The sequence below is a fragment of the Lacicoccus alkaliphilus DSM 16010 genome (assembly GCF_900142805.1).
In the GTDB taxonomy this organism is placed as follows: domain Bacteria; phylum Bacillota; class Bacilli; order Staphylococcales; family Salinicoccaceae; genus Lacicoccus; species Lacicoccus alkaliphilus.
The window spans coordinates 74039-94209 of sequence record NZ_FRCF01000002.1; the positions used below are offsets into that span (position 1 = coordinate 74039).

The window sequence follows — 20171 nt, forward strand, 5'->3', positions numbered from 1 at the left end:
ACAAGTCACCAGTATTCATTTTCCAAAATTCTGTGATTTTTTCACGTTCAATACATTAATATTTAATGTATAATCATGTTAATAACATATTTTAGGGGGCGTAGCCAGTGGGTATCATTTCTATAGCGGCAATCGTCATCGGCGCCTTGATCACTTTCGGGATTTACATTTTTGCACTCTACAGCAGGAGTACAGACGACGGACCCCGAAAGAAATTATGGGCAGGTACAGTCATATCGGCCGCAGCCACAATTCTCCTGCTGCTGATGTTTGCGGCTGTCAGCAGCAGTATAGGCATTTCGGATGTTTTCATAGTCATATTTTTAATGGCGGCGGTGGGACTCATTTTATCCCAAACATTCATCAGTCATCATAAAAATCAGCATGATGAACGGGGAAAGTTCAACCGGTCGACAGGGGTCACTATGGGCCTGCTGATCTTTTCGGTTTTTATGATCGGGGTTTCTGTCGATCCCGGCGAAGTTGAAGAGGGGGTGGAAAGCCGGGAGGTGGTTGTCGAGGCGGGCATTGACGACGAAGAGGTCGAGGTTGAGGCCGGCTTTGGGGAAGTGGATGAAGCGGAAGTCAGTGTCGAGGCGGGCATAGAAGAAGTGGAAGAAGATGGCGAAGCCGGTAATGAAGCGGGGGGAGTGGAACCTGTTCAGAGAGAGGCACTCATACCTGTCCAACTTTACCGCGTCGTCGATGGTGATACCGTCCATGTCATCGATGGCAATGATGATACTTTGAATCTGAGACTGCTCCTCATCGATACCCCGGAGACCGTCCACCCGAATGAACCCCTCCAGCCATATGGACCGGAAGCCACTGAAAGGCTCACCAATCTTTTGAACGAAGCGGAACAGTTGTTCATCGAATATGATGAAGGTGACAAGCAGGATCACTATGGAAGGGAACTCGTCTACCTCTATGCGGATGAGGTGAGTGTCCATGAAGTCCTCTTGAAAGAAGGGCTCGCCAGGGTCGGTTTCATCTATGAACAGCAGCGGTACCTGGATGAATTCAAGGCAGCCGAACAATATGCAAAGGATGAAGGGCTCGGCATCTGGTCGATACCGGGTTATGTCAATGAAGACGGGGAAGGATTCAATTATGGAGAAGAGCAGGCTGCAGAAGAACCTGAATCCGGTGAGGGGGAATCAGGTGCCGGTACGGGTGCGTATGACTTTGCCAACTGCACTGAGCTGAGGGAGGTCTTCCCGGACGGGGTCATGTCCGATCATCCGGCATATCAGCCGATGATGGACAGGGATAATGACGGCCATGCATGCGAATAAATGAATAGATTTTTCGGCCGAAGAATTATATAGTGGAAGTATGTACTTTATGGACAGGAGAGAATGAGGATGAAAACCATGCAAGTTGAAACGCCTGCATTACTGATCGACCACAAGATTTTGAAAAGGAACCTCACTTCCATGCAGGGTTATGCGGACCGCTCCGGTGTCAATCTGAGGCCGCACACTAAAACACATAAGATGCCGAGGCTGGCCAAAATGCAGCTGGAGGCGGGGGCGGCAGGGGTTACAGTGGCCAAAGTCGGGGAGGCTGAAATCATGGCCGAAGCCGGCATCGATGACATCTTCATCGCCAACCAGATCATCGGCAGATCGAAGGTTGAGCGTATACGCCGGCTGACCGGGGCTGTCAATATTTCATTCGGGGTGGACAGCGTCTACAGCGTGAAGGAAATTGATGGGGTATTTGAAGGTGCAGACAAAAAAGCGGAAGTCCTGATCGAAGTCGAAGTGGGCGAGAAGCGTTCAGGCATCATCATGAGGAATGATTTCATCACACTGCTCGATGAGATAAAAAACAGCCGGAATGTGAGATTCAAAGGCGTCTTCTCCCATGACGGCCATACTTATAAAGCTTCGACGATCGATCGCCTGAAAGAACTGTATCATGACAGTTCGGCCAGGACCCTGAAGTTTGCCGGCATCGCCCGCGATCATGGGATGGCATGCGAAGTCGTGAGCATCGGCTCCACACCCCCATTCGTACTCGGTTTCGACATACCGGAGGGTATAACCGAGATCCGGCCGGGCACCTATATATTGATGGACGGCTCCCAGGCGAATGTCCTCGGCCATCATGATACCTGTGCCGCAACAATCCTGACCACCGTCATCAGCAAACCTACAGATGAGCGTGTGATCACTGATGTCGGCGCCAAAGGCCTGACCAAGGAACACAGGACAGAAGGGTTGACGGCGACTGAAGGGCTTGGTAAGATCGTCGGTTTTGACGGAGTGCATATCGACAGTGTCTTTGATGAGCATGCCATCATATATGATGAAGGTTTCAGAAGCCGCGTGGAGATCGGTGATAAGGTTGAAATCCTGATGAACCATATTTGTCCGGTGTCCAACCTTTATGAAAAAGCATACATCGTGGAAGATGGCGAAGTGATTGAAGAAGCTCCGGTTTCTGCAAGAGGAAAACTACAGTAGTCTTAAAGAAAAGGTCGTCGTTATTTATGGATATGCTCACCTTCGTTCTGATCATTTCCGCACTGGCATTGAGCGGTGTCATGATACAGAGTTTGCTTGTGAAGAGGAAATCAAAAGTGAAGATCAAAGTGAAAGACGAAAGGGTGGTCGAAGACACCCTGGATGAGGAGGAACTGTACCGTTTTACAGTCTCCAACGATTCGGACCAGTCCGTTGTCCTGACAGCCATCCGTTTATTTTCAGAAGGCGGGGAAGTGTTTGACAATAAACACCATCCAGGCTTCAAAGCCCCGGAAAGAGAAGACGGCTCTGTGGTGGATATCGATTCGAAGCGGATCCGTGACATCAGTCATCTGCTCAGCGAAAATTTTCTCGGTACGACGGTGGTTCAGTCTGGTGAAGAGGTGACTTATTCATATTATCTTGATGAACCGCCTGATGAAATAATAATTACAGTGAGGGAAAATGAGGAAATGGACATCAGGTTGAAGGTGGATTTCGAATAGGTGAACATAGGGGAGACAATTTAAAGGCGATTCATCAGCTGTCGGGATGAATCGCCTTTTTCTTTATTTTCAGGGGCCGTTAGAGTCCAGCCATATTTTAAATTCTTTCACTTAAACTGTGGAGCAGTTCCCTGCTGTATTCCAAATAGCATTCCGAATCCATTTCGTCCGGCTCTTTTTTGACCAATTCTATTTTAATCAGCTTCTCACCTTTTTCAAAAAAAGGAACGGACTGTTCTGAGTAATCTTCAGTCAATTTATAATACAAATCTTTCGCTTCTCCCTCATCCTGGAAAGAATGATGCTTCACAATCTCTTCTTCTTCATTTTCATCCACTGTCTTAAGGCTGATATCCAGCATTATTTACCCCTCCAATCAGGTCTGATTTCATTATAACAATATGTGCGGTGCAAAAATCAAGCAGAACGATATTGAAAAAAGACCCGGGAATCTCCCCCGGGTCTTGAAGGTACTTGAAAACCAGCCTTTATTCTTCTGAATCTTCATCGTCTTCAGTGTCTTCTGAATCCTCATCAGTAGCGTCAGCTGCGTCCGACTCTTCAGGGTCCCCCTCTATATCATCGGACTCTTCCAGTTCGATCGTCTCATCCAATTCGTCGTCATTACGGCTTTGGATCACCAATTCCTGTGAAGTGTCCACCGGGCCGTAAGCGACCACAGCCGAGGCCGAGTCGCCCGGCTCCAATAATTCTCCGGAAGCTTCAACCAGATCGGCATGCTCATGATCTTCCGGCAGATCCATCGTCAGGTTGTCCAAAGTGATTTCGCCGTCGTCAGTCATGTGTCTGACAGCGAGCTCAAGACCGAATGCTTCTTCAGGAGAAGTCGGCACGTCACCGTTGTTGGTGTATACGAATTCAATCAATACCAGTTCCGTCGGTTCGGCTTCTTCAGCCCCTTCTTCTTCAGCTTCTTCTTCCTCAGCGTCAGTGTCTTCAGGTTCTAAAGTGTGCTGGCCGAAAGATACAATGGAAAATTCACCATACTCACCGGAATAATAAACTTCCTCATCCCCCGTGCCTTCGCCACCTTCTGTATCTTCGGTGCCGTCATCTTCAGCATCGTCTTCCGTATCAGCATCCTCATCTGCGTCGTCTTCGGTATCAGCCTCGTCTTCGGTATCAGCATCTTCTGCTGCATCATCTTCAGCTGTATCTTCTGTTGCAGTGTCCTCAGTTTCTTCAGTCGCAGCATCATCAGCCTCTTCTTCGGTAGCAGCGTCGTCCCCGTTACACGCTCCGAGAAGCAGAACTGTGGAAAGCCCGCCTGCCAGTAAATATTTCTTTAAACTCATCTGTAGTTCCCCCTAATTTATAGATACATCACAATTATAATAATATTTGGAAAAATAATCAATTTTTAATATGGATTATGATTTGATTAAAAGATAAATCATAATAAAAGGGGGGCTTTATTCGCCGTGTGCCCGGTACTCTTAATATCAACCTTCATTTTCAAAAGATTTGGGAAAGAAAAACCCCCTTGGAGCAAGGGGGGAGGATATCAGATTCCGGTGACACCGTAAATGAGGAGACCGATGGACAGCAGCAATCCGAACATCGTATTCAATTTGCCCATGGATGCCATCGCTGGAATCAGTTCCACAGGTGTGTCCCCATTCTTCCATTTGACCACCGTGTTGAACGCGAGCGGGATGGATAACAGCGGCATCAGCATAAATATCGACCCGAACGATTCAAAGAATGCAATCCATACGAGAAAGACATAACAGAATGCGAGTAAGGCTGCAGATGTCATCACGGCAAACGGCTTGCCGACAAGGATGACGAATGTTTTACGTCCGCTTTCTTTATCTTTTTTACGGTCTCTGATATTGTTGGCCATATTGAGGAGTCCTATTGTGATTGCAACAGGTATCGACATCAGCAGCGGAAAGTAATGGAGCGTGCCGGTGTGGATATAGAACGTGATCAATATGATCACCGTGCCCATGAATAACCCGGCAAAGACTTCTCCGAAAGGCGTCCATGAAATCGGCACCGGACCACCGGTGTAAAAATACCCGACTGCCATGGATATGACACCAATGATGAGTATCCACAAGGATGAGCTGAAGGCGATGTACAGTCCGATTGCTGCAGCGAGGATATAGAACAGGACCGCAATATTGAATACCAATCCCGGAGACATGCCGTTCCTGACGATTGCCCCTGCGATGCCTACGGAGTCACGGGTGTCGAGGCCGCGTTTATAGTCGAAGTATTCATTGAACATATTGGTCGCCGACTGTATCAGGAGCGTTGCGATCAGCATCGCTATGAACATGTCCCATCGTATCGGTGCGAAGAGCAGAACACTGAATGTCCCGACGAGCACGGGGACGAAACTTGCGGTCAACGTATGTGGCCTTATTAAACTTATGTATTTTTTGATGCCTGTATGAGTGTCTGGACCTTGCACAATCATCTTCCTTTACCTTTATATTAACGAATTAATATTACCATATTTGTCGTTGGAAATGATATCTCTGGATACACAGCATAGTCAATAAATGATAAAATATGAGTATCTATGGAGAAAGAAGTGTAAAAGAATGAATTTGGTAGAATATGAAGATTTAGTCGAGGAAGTGATAATAGATTCTGATTCAGATTATATCACTTTACATATACCGATTCACGAATATGATATAAGCCACGCCCAATTGTTTACTTATTTCAAGGAGTATACAGGCGAGCGCTATTGGTTCCAGTCAAAAGACGGCGAGTTTGACAGTATCGGTATAGGATACAGGAAGAGTATCACAAGAGATAAATTCAAGGTGCAATCTTTAACATCCGAGAAAAATGAGCTGTATGACAGCATACAGATGGTGCCGCTCAATGATGGTCTGTCATCACGGTTGAGCTTATTCGGCGGTGTGAAATTCGATGATAAGGACACCAATGATGAGTGGTCGGACTTTTCGATGGTTGAATTCCACCTGCCGGTCTATCAGTTCGACCTGGTCCGGCAGGAAGTTTTTTATACCATCCCGCAGCATTCTCAAAAACTGTCCGATGCACTTGAAGAGTTGTCGGGGGTTCTCAGTGGGCTGTCACAGACGGAACCCGACACTTATGAAAGGGCGGAAGTCAGCATCATCAAGGATATTTTCCCCGATGAATGGAAAAGGCTTGTGGATGAGGCCGTGGATGTGCTGGATGAAGAGTCTTTCCTGAAAGTCGTCCTTGCAAGGCAGCGCCTCATCACATTCAAATCCGGCATTGATCCTTTGTTCCTGTTGGACCGCCTGAGGGATGAAAAAGACACTTACACCATCTATTACGAAAAAGGCGCCAGTGCCTTCGTATCGAAATCTCCTGAGCGCCTCTTCGAAATCGAGGACAACCACCTCTGGACGAATGCGATTGCAGGCTCTGCGCCAAGGACCAAAGATGAGGAAGAGAATGCGTACCAGCAGGATTTCCTCCTGCATGATGAAAAGAACCGTTATGAGCATGAGCTGGTGAGACAATCGATCGTAGAAGATCTCAAGCCCTACAGTTCCGTCATCGAATATGATGAAGTGCCTGAAATATTGAAGAACAAATATATCTATCACCTGCACACACCGATCAAGGTCAGCCTGAATGAAGACATAGAAGTATTTGAAATATTGAAGGCAATCCATCCGACGCCTGCAGTGGGCGGACTGCCGAAAAAGATTGCCCAAGACTACATCAAAGAGCAGGAATACGGCACGCGGGGCCTTTATGCCGCGCCGATCGGACTCATTCATGAAAATAACGATTCGGAGTTCGTGGTGAGCCTGCGCTCCATGCTGGTATCCAAAACAAGTGCGACACTCTTTGCCGGATGCGGCATCGTGAAAGGTTCATCATCTGAAAAGGAATTTCTCGAGACGGATGTGAAGTTCACGCCGATGATGAATGTCCTGGAGGTGGAAACTTGAATCATCAGGACGCACTGACAATACAAATCTTCACACTGATCGACTGCCTCTATGAAAAAGGCATGGAAGAAGTCGTCATTTCCCCGGGGTCAAGATCGACACCGCTGGCACTGGCTGCGGAACTTCATCCCGGCATAAAAACCTATATCCACCCTGATGAGCGGAGTGCCGCATTTTTCGGCCTCGGCCTCGGCAAGAAGGACAGAAGACCTGTGGGCTTGATATGCACTTCCGGGACTGCTTCTGCAAACTATACACCAGCGGTCGCAGAAGCGGGCCTCAGCCGTTCACCGCTGGTGGTCCTGACTTCCGACAGGCCGGCCGAACTCCAGGACATCGGGGCGCCGCAGGCGATCAACCAGGCAGATATGTACCGTAATTATGTCTCGTATTACACAGAACTGCCGGTGGCGGAAGGCACACAGAATTATTCGGCGCTCATAGAGACGAGAGTGCTTCAGGCAGCGGAGTTCTTTACAGGCACGAACACCGGACCGGTGCACTTCAACATTCCGATCCGTGAGCCGCTGATGCCGGATTTGAGCCGGACGGATTTATTCCACAGGGCACGAACGGGAACAGTACAGCGCACAGTCCATAATAATGTCGAAAAGATTACAGGGAATATACTGATCATCCTCGGGGAGACTGCGCACCCCCTCGAGGGGCTGGAAACGATTTTCAGTCAGGACAACGTGACGGTGATCGCAGATCCGAGACAGCATGCGCGCCTCCACAGCAGCAATATCATCACAACGCATGACCTGATGTTTTCCACCTTCACAAGCGCCCAGCTGGATCATATTGAAAATGATTTCGATTATATCGTCCGTGTCGGGGAGCCTGTCACTTCAAAATTGACCAACCGCTTCCTGGCGAACGCTTCCGTCACACAAATACTGGTCAGTGAATACGATGGATTGAAGACATTCCCCGTACCACCGGCCCGGGCTTATACAGGGGACGCCGCAACCATTTTGAAGGACCTGATCGGAACGGGAGGAAACCCGGCTGTAAAGAAGATGTTTTCTGCCCTGGATATGGAGATAAAAAACCATATCGAAGAAAACATCCGTGATTATGATGATGAGGGACGGTTCATGTATGAAGTCATCAGGCGTTCACCGGACGACATCATCTTCGCCTCCAGCAGCATGCCGATACGTGATGTGGAACGGTATGACATGAATTTGAAGCACAAAGTTTATGCGAATCGCGGCGCCAACGGCATTGATGGGGTGGTCTCGACGGCCATGGCGATGGCTGTGAAAGATAATGTCACCCTGGTGATCGGGGACATCGCCCTTTACCATGATATGAACGGACTCGTCATGTCCAAGCTGAATGACATCGATATCAACATCATCGTATTCAACAACGACGGCGGGGGCATTTTCAGCTTTCTTCCGCAGTATGAGGATAAAGAACATTTCGAGCGGCTGTTCGGCACGCCGCTCGGCCTGGATTTCTCCCATACTGCCAGGCTCTATGATTTCAATTACACAAAAATCGAATCGGTGTCCGACCTGGAGATGATGGAGCTGCCTGCTGCGGGGAGGAACTTTATTGAAATCATGACGGACCGGGCCGCTAACCTGAGTGCCCACCAGTCGCTGAAAGGACAAATCGGTCAGTTGGTGAAAAATTTTGAAAATTGATGTGCAGCATCGTTTCATCGATAACGGCAGTGACACCACTGTGATGCTCCTTCATGGTTTCATGGCGGACTCCCGGAGTATGACCGGCATCGGCAGTGGACTTGGTGGGGCATTCAACATCCTGTATATCGACCTTCCGGGTTTCGGACGGACGATAAGCACCGGATCCGGCTATGATATGGAGACGCTTGCTGACAGTCTTAAAATGATCCTGGATGAACTGCACTTGGAAAAAGTCGTCATCCTCGGCTATTCAATGGGTGGCAGGGTCGCCCTTGCATTCACCATAATGCACCCCCGCCATGTGCGGACGCTGATATTGGAGAGTGCGTCCGCGGGACTGAAAACTGCATCCGAGCGTATTCAACGTGCAGCTGTCGATGAGGAAAGGGCCCGGAAGATCATATCCGACTACCAGGCCTTCCTGGATGAATGGGAGGGCATGGGTCTGTTCCAAACCCAGAAGACTCTTTCGGAAGAGTCATCGAGCCGTCAGCGGAAGATGCGGGAATCACAACAGCCCGAAGAAGTTGCAGACAGTTTAAGGAAGTACGGTACAGGCGTCCAGCCGTCGTATTGGGACAAATTACCACAGCTGGATATGCCGGTTCTGCTCATTGCCGGGGGGAGAGATCGGAAGTTCGTCTCAATCAATAGAGAGATGGCAGAAAGGATCCCTCACGCCACGCTTGAAATAGTGGAGGGTGCCGGGCATAACATTCATTTAGAATCACGGGAAAAATTTGGTACAATAATATCAGAGTTCTTAACTTAGGAGGCAAATGATCATGGCAGTAGAGTGGGAAACATTAAAAGAATACAAAGAGATAAAGTATGAATACTACAACGGTATAGGCAAGATCACGATCAATCGTCCGGAGGTGCGTAATGCATTCACACCGCTTACGGTTCAGGAAATGATCGATGCCTTCACCCGGGCACGTGACAATCAGGATATCAGTGTCATCGTGCTGACAGGAGAAGGCGACCTCGCATTCTGTTCAGGCGGGGACCAGTCGGTGCGCGGCCACGGCGGTTACGTCGGGGAAGATGAGATTCCAAGACTGAACGTACTCGACCTTCAGAGGCTGATCCGGGTCATTCCAAAACCTGTCGTTGCGATGGTCGCGGGGTACGCGATCGGCGGCGGGCATGTGCTGCACGTCGTGTGTGACCTGACGATCGCAGCCGACAATGCAAGGTTCGGGCAGACCGGTCCGAAAGTCGGCTCATTCGATGCAGGCTACGGCTCAGGCTACCTGGCAAGGATCGTCGGTCATAAGAAAGCACGTGAAATCTGGTATTTGTGCCGTCAGTACAATGCGGATGAAGCGCTTGAAATGGGCCTCGTAAACACAGTGGTGCCGTTGGAGAGGCTCGAAGAGGAGACCATCAAGTGGGCTGAGCAGATGATGGAGCATTCACCGACAGCACTCCGTTTCCTGAAAGCCGCAATGAACGCCGATACGGATGGGCTCGCAGGGCTTCAGCAGATGGCCGGAGATGCGACACTTCTGTACTACACGACGGAGGAAGCGAAAGAAGGCCGTGATGCATTCAAAGAGAAAAGGAAACCGGATTTCGATCAATTCCCGAAATTCCCGTAAAATCAAACCCATCCGTGCGATGGGTTTTTTGAGGTGTTGACCATGGAAAATTGGCTTAAGGCGGCAAATGAAGCCGTGCCGGATAAAGTGGCCGTGAAATTCAATTCAGAAATGATTACATATGAAGCTTTATATGAGGAAGCTCTGCTTCTCGCTGGAAAAATAAAAACCCTCGGCGAACACAGGATGGGTGTATTCATCTACAACTCCCTGGATTCCCTGAAGCTGATCCATGCAATGATTCAGGCGCGGGTGGAAATCGTCTTCATCAATACGAGGCTGACACACCATGAAATCACGGCGCAGCTCCATGATGTCGGCGTCACCACGATCATTGCGGCCAAACCTTTGGAAATCGAAGGTTTTGAAGTGATCGATTTCCGGGATTTATATGAGTGGGAGCCGGTTGAACTGGAGGAGCATCCCATCCGTGGGGACGATGTACTGTCGATCATGTTCACTTCGGGGACGACGGGCAGGGCGAAAGCCGTAAAACAAACTTACTCGAATCATTACGCCTCGGCAAAAGGGTGTGAAACGAGGTTCGGGTACAGTGTGGACAGTGTATGGATGCAGATCAATCCGATCTTCCATATATCCGGCCTGTCGATTGTATTGAGGAGTGTCATCGCTCAGTGCACGAATGTCCTCGTGGAGCGGTTTGAAGAGGAAAAAATACTCAATCTGCTTGAAGATGAAAAGGTGACCCACACCAGCCTGGTGCCGGTCATGCTCCAGCGTCTGCTGAAGTGCAGCAATGATTTTGGTCCCCATCTTCAGGGCATCCTGCTCGGCGGTGCGGGTGTCACGAAAAAGGTGCTCAAGGAAGCGATCGATCACGATCTGCCCGTTTATAACTCATTCGGCATGACGGAGACATGTTCGCAGATCGTCTCCGTCCCTTATTCCGACCCGAACATTTTGAACGGTACCGTCGGAAAAGCCCTTGAAAACGTCGAGCTGAAAGTGGACGGGGCAGGGGAGTTGCTTGTCAAAGCGGAAAACGTCTCACCGGGATACTTGAATGCCGAAATGGAAAGGGTGGACGGCTACTTCAAAACCGGGGATCTCGCCCGGATCGACGAAGCAGGTTATCTTCATATACTGGACCGGCGCAGTGACCTGATCATCAGCGGCGGAGAAAACATCTACCCGAAGGAAATAGAAGACAGGGTGCATGAAGTGGACGGGGTCGAATCATGCGTCGTCATCAAAGTACAGGACGCGCAGTGGGGTGAGGCCCCTGTGCTGCTCGTGCAGGGGGGGCCGGGGAATGAAGGCGATATACTCAGGCATCTCTCGAAGACGCTCGCAAGGTACAAGATGCCGAGGGAGATCCATTTCGTCGATGAAGTGATCATGACTTCGACCGGTAAAGTGTCCAGGCGGAAAAATCATGAGCAGTATATGAAAAATCACCAGTCCGGTACTCCGGACTAGTGATCATTCTTTCCATCAGGATAATTCCTGGGGTTCAAAGGTACGGGATCATACCCGCCGGGATGGAACGGATGGCATTTCAGGATGCGCTTGACTGCCATGTAGCCGCCTTTGAGAGCGCCATGTTCCTGCACGGCTTCAATGCCGTAGTTGCTGCAGGTGGGATTGAACCGGCATGAAGGCGGGAATGCCGGAGAGATGAACTTCTGATAGAAGCGGAATATATATATGACGATTTGTTTCATGATTTCACCAGATTCTTCATTATGATATAAATAATGATAAAGGGTATTTTGATATTAGGCAAACAAAGGATGCTGAGGATATGAAGGAATTCACGGATTTTTATGGCAGAAAAGTCACGTTTACAGAAGCGCTTCTCGACGGGACCCATCACGTGCTCGCCATACCAAAACTCAACAGGGAGTATTTATTCACACGTCATAAAGTGCGCGGCGTGGAGTTTCCGGGCGGTAAGATGGAAGCCGGAGAAACGCTGGAGGAAGCGGTGAAGCGGGAGCTCTTCGAAGAGACCGGGGCTTCCGTTGAGAGATTGAAATTTGCGGGCACTTATACGGTTCATGCGGAAAAGCCCTTCAACAAAGCCGTCTTTTATATTGAGGTCGCTGATCTGACCTTCAAATGTGAGTATATGGAGACCCACGGGCCGGAGATGTTTGGTTCTGTCGAGGCGATTCCAAAGGAAGAGAGAAGTGTGCTGCTGGAAGATGCGTGCATCCGCCACATGTATGAATTGACCCGGACTGATGAATTTTTTGAGTGACATTCCGGGGTGCTGGGTGAGTGTTTTCGATTTGAATGTAGATTTATCTGCCTTCAAATCGGATGCGGTCGTGAATATCGATTACAAGGCACTAATAAAGGCGCACAAATCGAATTTTGTCGTGAAAACCGATTAAAGGCAGTAAATAAAGACGTGCAAATCGAATATAACAAAAAATCCCCCTGACATCTTTATGGATGTCGAGGGGGTCTTCATTTTTATTCTGTCCACTCTGATACGATATCAGCGTTGTCTTCAACCCAGCTTTCAGCAGCTTCCTGAGGTGAAGCGCCCTGTTCGATTTCAAGCATCACTTCCTCCATGTGGTCAGTTTCCCAGTAGAAGTTATCGAGTACAGTGAATGCATGCGGGCTGTCCGCTTCAAGGTCTTCTCTTACGATGGTGTTGATCGTTTCAGCTTCACCGAAAGAACCTTCTGGGTCTTCAAGGTATTTAAGGTCGAATTCCTGGAACTTCCAGTGCGGTGACCAGCCGGTCACGACGATTTCCTCTCCGCTTTCAACGGCGGAGCGGAGTTCTGTCGCCATGGCGCCGGATGATGAAGTCTGGACTTCCCAGTCACCCAGGTTATCGTAGTCTTCGTCAACTGCTCTCTCTGCTGCCTGTACGACACCGGCACCCGGTTCAATTGCAGTCACCGTCTGGTTCGCTTCATCGCCGAGGTCAGCGATTGAATCGACGGGGAAGTCTTCAGGGACGACCATGCCGATTGCTGCACCTTCGAGGTTTGGACCAAGGTCGAGAATGTCATCTTCATATTCTTCGTACAAGTTTCCGTGTGTCAGCGGCAGCCATGCACTGACCATCGCGTCCGCCTCATCTGTTGCGATGGACTGCCACATTACAGCGTTATCCAAAGGGGTGATTTCGACATTGTAGCCTTCATCCTGCAGTACTTTCTGCATGACATGAGTGGATGCAATCTCTGAATCCCATTCCACGTAGGAAAGTGTGAGGTCTTCCTCACCAAGGTCGTTTGATGCTTCTGAGCCTTCTTCTTCGGTGCTGCCTGCACCGTCTTCTTCCTCAGTACCGTCTTCTGCGCCTTCATCACCACATGCAGCGAGCACGAGGGTCAAAGCGGCTGTAAGAAATAAAAGATGCCATTTCTTCATAAATGATTCCTCCTGTATATTATTTATTTATTTGAATTGCTGGTCTGGGTGAATCGATCAATGATGATTGCTAATATCACGATTGCCAGACCGGCAACAAATCCTGGTCCTACTTGAGCCCTCTGGAGAGAACTCAACACTTCTGTTCCGAGTCCCGGCGCACCGATCATCGATGCAATGACGACCATTGACAGTGCCAGCATGATCGTCTGGTTGATGCCTGCCATGATGGATGGTCTTGCCAGGGGTAATTGTACTTTAACCAGTTTCTGCATCGGCGTCGTACCGAATGAATCACTGGCTTCTATCAATTCATCTGAAATCTGCCTGATGCCGAGGTTCGTCAGCCTGATCGTCGGCGGTGATGCGAAGATCACCGATGCAAACACGCCAGGGACCATGCCGATTCCGAAAAATGCGACTGCAGGGATCAGGTATACGAATGCAGGCATCGTCTGCATCAGGTCGAGTATCGGTTTCATGATCATTTCAAAAGTGTTGCTTCGTGACATGAGTATGCCCAGGGGCACACCGATGATGATGGAAATCAGGCCACTGATGATCACCAGTGTGGTCGTATCGATCAGATTTTCCCATAACCCCTGATTATATATGAACAGGAGGCCGATGCCTATAAGAATCGGGGAGAGGATTTTCTTCCTCATGAAGATGACCGATAAGCCCATCACGATGAGTATGAATAATACTGGCGGTATGAATTCCAGTATATTGATGATCCAGTTCATCAGAGCACCGAGATAATCGTTGATCGGATCGAAAACGAAGCTGAAGGTACTGGTGAGCCATCTGACAAAGTCGGAAGTCCATTCGGAAAGGGGGAGGCGTGGTAAGTTATCTAACATCTTCTTCCACCTCATTTCCGACCGACAGCACTTCGAATACTTGTTCAAACTCCACGATGCCCACCACTTCACCTTTATCCTTAACAGTCAGTTCACCGACACCATTTTTGAACAGGTAATATGATTGATAGAGGAGTTCCTCAGAGTCTATTGTAGGGTTGGCCCCGGTGTTCTCCTGAGGATTTGCAGGGCGCATGATGTGTTTGACTTTCAGGACTTTCGAACGATCGATGTCCTTGACGAACGCTTTGACGTAATCATCGGCCGGGTTGGTCACTATCTCTTCAGGCGTGCCGACCTGGGCGATTTCACCATCTTTCATCAATGCGATGCGGTCCCCGATGCTGAGCGCTTCATCCAGATCATGGGTGATGAAGACGATTGTTTTCTGCATTTTCTGCTGGAGCTGCAGCAGTTCGTTCTGCATCTCCTTCCTGATGAGGGGATCGAGGGCGGAGAACGCTTCGTCCATCAGCAGTATGTCGGTATCACTGGCCAGCGCACGGGCAAGGCCCACACGCTGCTGCATGCCCCCGGAAAGCTGATTCGGCTTCTGGTGTTCATAACCGCCGAGGCCCACCAGTTCAAGTGCGTGCCTTGCTTTTTCAAGACGCTCCTTTTTAGGGACATTCCGGACTTCGAGCCCGAAAGCAGCATTATCAAGTATACTCTTGAAGGGGAACAGTGCGAAATTCTGAAACACCATGCTCAGGTTTTCCCGGCGGAACTGCCTTAACTCGCCGGCACTCAGCTTCGCAACATTTTTCCCTTTGATCATCAGGTCGCCCACGGTGGGTTCGATCAATCGGTTGATCAGACGGATCAGAGTGGATTTGCCGCTTCCAGAAAGCCCCATGACCACGAAGACCTCACTTTTATCGATGGCGAGGTTTGCGGATTTTACAGCGACGGTCGATCCGGTTTCATTAAGAATTTCTTCTTTTGATGCGTTATTATGTAATAATTGTTCCACTTGTTTGTTATATGCCCCAAACACTTTGGTGACATTTTTAATTTCTATAACACTCAAAATACCATTCCTTAACTTAAGCTTCTTATGCTTTTATTTTGGGAAATCAACATCATCAACGATAACATAAGGGGATATTTTAAGCAAACCACCTAATATATAGTTCATTTATATGGAAATGTTATGCACTTTGTAAAAGTAACTGAAGAAGGCACATTTAGCCTGAACATGTAAAAACCCATCCGAAAATTCTATTTTCAAATGGGTTTGGTGTTGCATCTGTTATTGAAATCCGCCTTTTTCGGCAATCTCTTTTGATTCCCCGCCGAAATTCTCAAAGTTCTCCTTGAACAATTCTTTAAGCTTGTTTGCCCTTTCATCGTAGCCATCCTCATCCAACCAGGTATTTTTAGGCATGAGGAGTTCGTCAGGCACCCCTGTGATTGTATTCGGGATATTCAGACCGAATATCTCATCTTTTTCGAATTCACCGAGTTCCAGCTCTCCGCTGATGGCACGGCGGATCATGGTGCGTGTATGTTTGAGTTCCATGCGGCGTCCGACGCCGTAACCGCCACCGGTCCATCCCGTGTTGACCAGGTAAACATTCACATCATGCTTTTCAATCAGACGTCCGAGCATCTTCGCATATACAGTCGCTTCCAGTGGAAGGAACGGTGAACCGAAGCAGGAAGAGAACACGGGCTGAGGCTCTGTGACACCTCTTTCCGTACCGGCAAGTTTGGAAGTGAATCCGCTCAAAAAGTGATACATTGCCTGGTCCCTGTCGAGCCTGCTGATTGGAGGGAGCACTCCGAACGCATCCGCTGTCAGGAATATGATCGTCTTCGGATGACCTGCCACTGAAGGAATGCGTGCATTGTCTATGTGATGGAGCGGGTAGGCTGCACGGGTGTTTTCAGTCAGGGACTTATCCTCATAATCCGGTGTGCCTTCCTCGTCCAGCGTGACATTTTCAAGGACGGCACCGAAACGGATCGCGCCATGGATCTCAGGCTCCTTTTCCGCCGAGAGGTCAATCGTCTTGGCATAACAGCCACCTTCGATATTGAAGACCCCTTCGTCATTCCAACCGTGTTCGTCATCACCGATCAGATCACGGTGAGGGTCGGCAGACAACGTGGTCTTACCTGTTCCGGACAGGCCGAAGAACAGGGCGACATCCTTATTTTCACCGACGTTTGCAGAACAGTGCATGCTCATGACACCTTGTTCAGGCAGCAGGTAGTTCATGATGGAGAAGATGGATTTCTTCATTTCCCCTGCATATTCGGTACCGCCGATCAAGATGATGCCTTTTTTAAGTGAAATGATGACGAACGCCTCTGAGTTAGTGCCATCAGTTTCAGGATCGGCCTTGAAATTGGGGGCGGACACGATGGTGAATTTCGGGTCGATGTTCAAGGCCTCCTCTTTAGTGTCCGGACGGATGAAAAGGTTTTGAACGAAAAGGTTATGCCAGCTGAATTCATTGACGACCTGAAGGTCAAGACGTGTTTTTTCATCCGCGCCTGCATAACCTTTGAAGACGAAGGTCTCTTCTTTGCTGTTCAGGTAATCGACCACTTTTTCGAACAGGTTGTCGAATACCTCTTCGGAAATGGGCTGATTCACCGTCCCCCAGTCGATCTTATGATCTGAAATATTATCTTCAACGATGAAGCGGTCTTTTGGACTGCGTCCGGTGTACTTCCCGGTCTCAGCCCTGAGTGCCCCTGTGTCCGTCAGTGCGCCTTCGCCTCTTCTGAGTGAAGCGGTGACAAGTTGAGGGGTGGAAAGTTGAACATGCGTAGTATCTTTCGATACCAACTTGGAAATTAATTCAGAATGGTTGACCATATGTATGCCTCCAGGAGTAGAATTTGATGACTATTCGCAAATAGTATAACACATTATCAAATGATGTAACACATTAAAATGGGACTATCCACGTTTACTCTCCATCATACTATTTGTGAAATAAATTGTTAAGACAACCTTTTATAAAAGATACATTTTATACTTATTATATAAAAAAATAATTCATTATTCATAATATTTGAAATAAAAGGGTCTACCCTCTTACTTCATGAATAAAATGTTATATACTTATATGTAAATATTTAGAAGGGAAGTAAAAGTCATGAGAAAAATCTTTGTAGGGTCGGGCCTGGGAATAATGATACTTTTAAGCGGCTGCAGCCCTGAAGCGGAATCTGATACCGCAACTGACGAATTGTCTGAAGCACTCGCTGAGACAGAAGCTGAAAACGAGCAGTTGAATGAAGAAATCGGAAACCTGGAAGAGGAAAATCAGGAATTGAGGAATCAGGCTGAAGAAGCTGCCGGCGGTGAAGGTAATGATGAAGAAATTACTGGACTGCAGAATGAGAATGAAGAACTTCAAGGCATGAATTCCGAACTGCAGGAAGAAAATGAGGCCCTGGCGTCTGAAGTCGAAGCTCTGGAAGCGGAAAACGATGAATTGAACGGCGCGATCGCATCACTTGAAGATGACATATCCTCCCTGCATACAGAAGAGGATGAAGCGGAAGCTGAGACAGACCTCGGCACCGGTGATATCGGTGACACTGAGGAAGCGGCATCGGGGGATGACGTACCGGCGGAATGGCAGGCGGCGCTTGACAGTGCTTATACATATGCGGAAATTATGCATATGTCAAAGGCCGGCATCTACGATCAGCTCGTCTCGGAATACGGTGAGAATTTCCCGGCTGAAGCAGCACAGTATGCCGTGGACACCATGGAGTGGGACTGGAATGCGAATGCGCTGGAGTCTGCGAAGTCCTACAGGGAAATCATGAGCATGTCGAACGCCGCAATATATGACCAGCTGACATCGGAATATGGGGAGCAGTTCACGGCTGAAGAGGCGCAGTACGCGGTGGACAACCTGGACTGAGAAAACTGAACCTCTTGTATTATGCCGGCCATTCTAGTATATTATAACCTGAGTTATCTCTTATCAAGAGCAGGTGGAGGGATCACACCCGTCGAAGCCCAGCAACCTCTTTTTTATAAAGAAAGGTGCTAAAGAACGCAGAGTATTCTGAGCGATAAGGGGGAGAGCGAAGTCTTTTCTCTATGTTTGAGAAAAGACTTTATTTTGTTTTAAGAGATAGCAAATAACTTAAAGGAGCTTTATACGAAATGACTGAAAGAATTTTATTTACATCGGAATCGGTGACGGAAGGACATCCGGATAAAATTGCCGACCAGATTTCAGATGCCATTCTGGACGAAATACTCACACGGGATAAGGATGCACGTGTGGCTTGTGAAACGGTTGTCAACACAGGGCTTGCTATGATCGTCGGTGAAATCAGCACTGAGACTTATGTGGACATTCCAAAGATTGTGAGGGAAACCGTCAAAGGCATAGGCTACATCGATGCAAAATACGGTTATGATTATAAAACGATGTCGGTCCTCACAGGCATAGACGAACAGTCCGCTGATATCGCGGTCGGTGTCGATAATGCCATAGAGACGAGGAAAACGGATGAAGTGACGACAGGCGCCGGGGACCAGGGCCTGATGTTCGGTTTTGCATCCAATGAAACGCCCGAATTGATGCCGCTGCCGATTTCGCTGGCACATAAATTATCTAAACAACTGGCCGAAGTCAGGAAGAACGGCACACTGGACTATTTGAGGCCTGACGGTAAAACGCAGGTGACGGTCGAGTACGATGAGGACGACAATGTGAAAAGGGTCGATACGATCGTCATCTCCACCCAGCACAGTGAAAACATCTCCACGCAGCAGATTTATGATGATCTCCTCGAGCATGTGATTGAAGCGGTGGTGCCGGCACATCTCCTGGACAGTGAGACACGTTACTTCATTAACCCGACAGGCAGGTTCGTGATCGGCGGGCCGCAGGGTGATGCCGGCCTGACAGGGCGGAAGATCATCGTTGACACCTACGGGGGATATGCCCGCCACGGTGGGGGTGCCTTCAGCGGAAAAGACCCGACGAAAGTCGACCGCTCTGCTGCATATGCTGCCAGATATATCGCCAAAAACATCGTGGCAAGCGGAATCTGTGACAAATGTGAAATTCAGCTTGCGTACGCTATCGGCGTCAGCCAGCCGGTGTCGATTGCGGTCGACACTTTCGGAACGTCCGAAATCAGTGAAACTTATATCGTCGAGGCGATCAGGGCATTGTTCGACCTGTCACCGGACGGCATCATCAAAATGCTGGATCTGAAGCGCCCGATCTATAAGGATACGGCAAGCTACGGACATTTCGGCCGGGAGGATCTTGATGCACCTTGGGAAGCACTGGATAAGGTGGAGCGCATCAAGGAATATCTATACCGCTGAATACAAAAAACCCGGGGATGTCCCCCGGGTTTTTAAATTTAGAAGACGAATTAAACTTCGTCGTCCTCATCGTCCATGTCATCGTCCATATCATCGTCCATGTCATCGTCCATATCATCGTCCATATCATCTTCAGTGTCATCAGCTGCTGGATCTTCAGCACCTTCTTCTTCAGTGCCTTCTTCCATTGCCGGATCTTCAGCTGCCGGGTCTTCTTCAGTCTCACCGTCGCCACATGCTCCAAGTACCAATACGGATGCAAGGCCGCCTGCCAACAAATACTTTTTCAATTCCATAGTAATAGCCTCCTAATTAATTTCCCAATATAAATTGATGAGTAATATGTGCCGGTTCTCTTTATCTATCCGGCATCTCATATGAATATTACCCATGTGGGGCCTATTAAAACATAAAAATTAAGAAATGTTAAATAATAAGGTGA

General features: G+C 48.6%; 20 protein-coding genes and 1 riboswitch. Of the genes, 11 read left to right on the forward strand and 9 right to left on the reverse strand.

The window, feature by feature from the left end; genetic code table 11:
• Positions 1-107: 107 nt before the first annotated feature.
• The 3 genes from BUA12_RS00550 to BUA12_RS00560 all read left to right on the forward strand — a co-directional run bounded on the left by BUA12_RS00550 (position 108) and on the right by BUA12_RS00560 (position 2980).
• Positions 108-1298: a thermonuclease family protein gene (locus BUA12_RS00550; protein WP_072707282.1), complete on the forward strand. Its 1191-nt coding sequence runs from the start codon at positions 108-110 to the stop codon at positions 1296-1298.
• A gap of 69 nt (positions 1299-1367) precedes the next feature.
• Positions 1368-2474 carry an alanine racemase gene (locus BUA12_RS00555; RefSeq protein WP_072707284.1) on the forward strand — a complete coding sequence of 369 codons (1107 nt, stop codon included), beginning with the start codon at positions 1368-1370 and terminating at the stop codon, positions 2472-2474.
• A gap of 26 nt (positions 2475-2500) precedes the next feature.
• The gene (locus tag BUA12_RS00560; protein WP_072707286.1) at positions 2501-2980 is read left to right on the forward strand and encodes a hypothetical protein; all 480 of its coding nucleotides are present in this window, start codon (positions 2501-2503) and stop codon (positions 2978-2980) included.
• A gap of 97 nt (positions 2981-3077) precedes the next feature.
• Here the strand turns inward: BUA12_RS00560 and BUA12_RS00565 are convergent, their stop codons facing one another.
• The 3 genes from BUA12_RS00565 to BUA12_RS00575 all read right to left on the reverse strand — a co-directional run bounded on the left by BUA12_RS00565 (position 3078) and on the right by BUA12_RS00575 (position 5429).
• Positions 3078-3341 (reverse strand): hypothetical protein, encoded by a 264-nt coding sequence (locus tag BUA12_RS00565; protein WP_072707288.1) that lies wholly within the window; start codon positions 3339-3341, stop codon positions 3078-3080.
• Positions 3342-3468: 127 nt separating this feature from the next.
• The gene (locus BUA12_RS00570; protein WP_072707290.1) at positions 3469-4296 is read right to left on the reverse strand and encodes a hypothetical protein; all 828 of its coding nucleotides are present in this window, start codon (positions 4294-4296) and stop codon (positions 3469-3471) included.
• Positions 4297-4505: 209 nt separating this feature from the next.
• The gene (locus BUA12_RS00575; RefSeq protein WP_072707292.1) at positions 4506-5429 is read right to left on the reverse strand and encodes a 1,4-dihydroxy-2-naphthoate polyprenyltransferase; all 924 of its coding nucleotides are present in this window, start codon (positions 5427-5429) and stop codon (positions 4506-4508) included.
• Between the two features lie 127 nt (positions 5430-5556).
• Between BUA12_RS00575 and BUA12_RS00580 the strand changes: the two genes are divergently transcribed.
• Genes BUA12_RS00580 through menE form a run of 5 tightly spaced genes read left to right on the forward strand, consistent with a single transcriptional unit; the run spans position 5557 to position 11623 of the window.
• Positions 5557-6918, forward strand: coding sequence for an isochorismate synthase (locus tag BUA12_RS00580; RefSeq protein ID WP_072707294.1), 1362 nt, complete (start codon positions 5557-5559; stop codon positions 6916-6918).
• Entirely contained in the window at positions 6915-8576 is a 1662-nt protein-coding gene (gene menD, locus BUA12_RS00585) for a 2-succinyl-5-enolpyruvyl-6-hydroxy-3-cyclohexene-1-carboxylic-acid synthase (protein WP_072707295.1), read from the forward strand. The genes BUA12_RS00580 and menD overlap by 4 nt, the downstream gene beginning before the upstream one ends.
• Positions 8566-9351, forward strand: coding sequence for a 2-succinyl-6-hydroxy-2,4-cyclohexadiene-1-carboxylate synthase (gene menH / locus BUA12_RS00590; protein ID WP_072707296.1), 786 nt, complete (start codon positions 8566-8568; stop codon positions 9349-9351). The genes menD and menH overlap by 11 nt, the downstream gene beginning before the upstream one ends.
• Positions 9352-9364: 13 nt before the next feature.
• A complete protein-coding gene (menB, locus tag BUA12_RS00595; protein ID WP_072707297.1) occupies positions 9365-10183 on the forward strand; it encodes a 1,4-dihydroxy-2-naphthoyl-CoA synthase in 819 nt (272 codons plus the stop codon).
• Positions 10184-10225: 42 nt separating this feature from the next.
• Positions 10226-11623: an o-succinylbenzoate--CoA ligase gene (gene menE, locus BUA12_RS00600; protein ID WP_072707299.1), complete on the forward strand. Its 1398-nt coding sequence runs from the start codon at positions 10226-10228 to the stop codon at positions 11621-11623.
• Here the strand turns inward: menE and yidD are convergent.
• Positions 11620-11868 (reverse strand): membrane protein insertion efficiency factor YidD, encoded by a 249-nt coding sequence (yidD, locus tag BUA12_RS00605; protein ID WP_218587329.1) that lies wholly within the window; start codon positions 11866-11868, stop codon positions 11620-11622. The genes menE and yidD overlap by 4 nt on opposite strands.
• Before the next feature lie 80 nt (positions 11869-11948).
• Here yidD and BUA12_RS00610 point away from each other — a divergent pair, with 80 nt between their 5' ends.
• On the forward strand, positions 11949-12407 hold the full coding sequence (locus BUA12_RS00610; RefSeq protein ID WP_072707303.1) for an NUDIX domain-containing protein: 459 nt from the start codon (positions 11949-11951) through the stop codon (positions 12405-12407).
• A gap of 218 nt (positions 12408-12625) precedes the next feature.
• Here the strand turns inward: BUA12_RS00610 and BUA12_RS00615 are convergent, their stop codons facing one another.
• From BUA12_RS00615 to pckA, 4 genes are all read right to left on the reverse strand, one after another.
• A complete protein-coding gene (locus BUA12_RS00615; RefSeq protein WP_072707305.1) occupies positions 12626-13543 on the reverse strand; it encodes a glycine betaine ABC transporter substrate-binding protein in 918 nt (305 codons plus the stop codon).
• Between the two features lie 23 nt (positions 13544-13566).
• The gene (locus BUA12_RS00620) at positions 13567-14406 is read right to left on the reverse strand and encodes an ABC transporter permease (RefSeq protein WP_072707307.1); all 840 of its coding nucleotides are present in this window, start codon (positions 14404-14406) and stop codon (positions 13567-13569) included.
• Positions 14396-15436: a quaternary amine ABC transporter ATP-binding protein gene (locus BUA12_RS00625; protein WP_072707308.1), complete on the reverse strand. Its 1041-nt coding sequence runs from the start codon at positions 15434-15436 to the stop codon at positions 14396-14398. Before BUA12_RS00625 ends, BUA12_RS00620 begins: the two co-directional genes overlap by 11 nt.
• Positions 15437-15658: 222 nt before the next feature.
• Positions 15659-17236 carry a phosphoenolpyruvate carboxykinase (ATP) gene (gene pckA, locus BUA12_RS00630; protein ID WP_072707310.1) on the reverse strand — a complete coding sequence of 526 codons (1578 nt, stop codon included), beginning with the start codon at positions 17234-17236 and terminating at the stop codon, positions 15659-15661.
• Positions 17237-17519: 283 nt separating this feature from the next.
• Between pckA and BUA12_RS00635 the strand changes: the two genes are divergently transcribed.
• Complete coding sequence (locus BUA12_RS00635) at positions 17520-18299, forward strand: Ltp family lipoprotein (protein WP_072707312.1); 780 nt, start codon at positions 17520-17522, stop codon at positions 18297-18299.
• A 57-nt stretch (positions 18300-18356) separates the two neighbouring features.
• A riboswitch (SAM riboswitch) is annotated at positions 18357-18460 on the forward strand.
• Positions 18461-18547: 87 nt separating this feature from the next.
• On the forward strand, positions 18548-19729 hold the full coding sequence (gene metK, locus BUA12_RS00640; protein ID WP_072707314.1) for a methionine adenosyltransferase: 1182 nt from the start codon (positions 18548-18550) through the stop codon (positions 19727-19729).
• A gap of 50 nt (positions 19730-19779) precedes the next feature.
• Here metK and BUA12_RS00645 read toward each other — a convergent pair whose 3' ends face one another.
• Positions 19780-20025 (reverse strand): hypothetical protein, encoded by a 246-nt coding sequence (locus tag BUA12_RS00645; RefSeq protein ID WP_072707316.1) that lies wholly within the window; start codon positions 20023-20025, stop codon positions 19780-19782.
• Positions 20026-20171: the final 146 nt, after the last annotated feature.

Excerpts from the sequence above, each read along its gene's own strand:
- BUA12_RS00610 (WP_072707303.1), top strand. The coding sequence starts at position 11,949 with ATGAAGGAATTCACGGATTTTTATGGCAGAAAAGTCACGTTTACAGAA.
- BUA12_RS00580 (WP_072707294.1), top strand. The coding sequence starts at position 5,557 with ATGAATTTGGTAGAATATGAAGATTTAGTCGAGGAAGTGATAATAGAT.
- menB (WP_072707297.1), top strand. The coding sequence starts at position 9,365 with ATGGCAGTAGAGTGGGAAACATTAAAAGAATACAAAGAGATAAAGTAT.
- BUA12_RS00575 (WP_072707292.1), bottom strand. The coding sequence starts at position 5,429 with ATGATTGTGCAAGGTCCAGACACTCATACAGGCATCAAAAAATACATA.
- pckA (WP_072707310.1), bottom strand. The coding sequence starts at position 17,236 with ATGGTCAACCATTCTGAATTAATTTCCAAGTTGGTATCGAAAGATACT.
- metK (WP_072707314.1), top strand. The coding sequence starts at position 18,548 with ATGACTGAAAGAATTTTATTTACATCGGAATCGGTGACGGAAGGACAT.
- menE (WP_072707299.1), top strand. The coding sequence starts at position 10,226 with ATGGAAAATTGGCTTAAGGCGGCAAATGAAGCCGTGCCGGATAAAGTG.
- BUA12_RS00635 (WP_072707312.1), top strand. The coding sequence starts at position 17,520 with ATGAGAAAAATCTTTGTAGGGTCGGGCCTGGGAATAATGATACTTTTA.
- BUA12_RS00555 (WP_072707284.1), top strand. The coding sequence starts at position 1,368 with ATGAAAACCATGCAAGTTGAAACGCCTGCATTACTGATCGACCACAAG.
- BUA12_RS00620 (WP_072707307.1), bottom strand. The coding sequence starts at position 14,406 with ATGTTAGATAACTTACCACGCCTCCCCCTTTCCGAATGGACTTCCGAC.
- BUA12_RS00570 (WP_072707290.1), bottom strand. The coding sequence starts at position 4,296 with ATGAGTTTAAAGAAATATTTACTGGCAGGCGGGCTTTCCACAGTTCTG.
- BUA12_RS00645 (WP_072707316.1), bottom strand. The coding sequence starts at position 20,025 with ATGGAATTGAAAAAGTATTTGTTGGCAGGCGGCCTTGCATCCGTATTG.
- BUA12_RS00615 (WP_072707305.1), bottom strand. The coding sequence starts at position 13,543 with ATGAAGAAATGGCATCTTTTATTTCTTACAGCCGCTTTGACCCTCGTG.
- BUA12_RS00565 (WP_072707288.1), bottom strand. The coding sequence starts at position 3,341 with ATGCTGGATATCAGCCTTAAGACAGTGGATGAAAATGAAGAAGAAGAG.
- yidD (WP_218587329.1), bottom strand. The coding sequence starts at position 11,868 with ATGAAACAAATCGTCATATATATATTCCGCTTCTATCAGAAGTTCATC.
- BUA12_RS00560 (WP_072707286.1), top strand. The coding sequence starts at position 2,501 with ATGGATATGCTCACCTTCGTTCTGATCATTTCCGCACTGGCATTGAGC.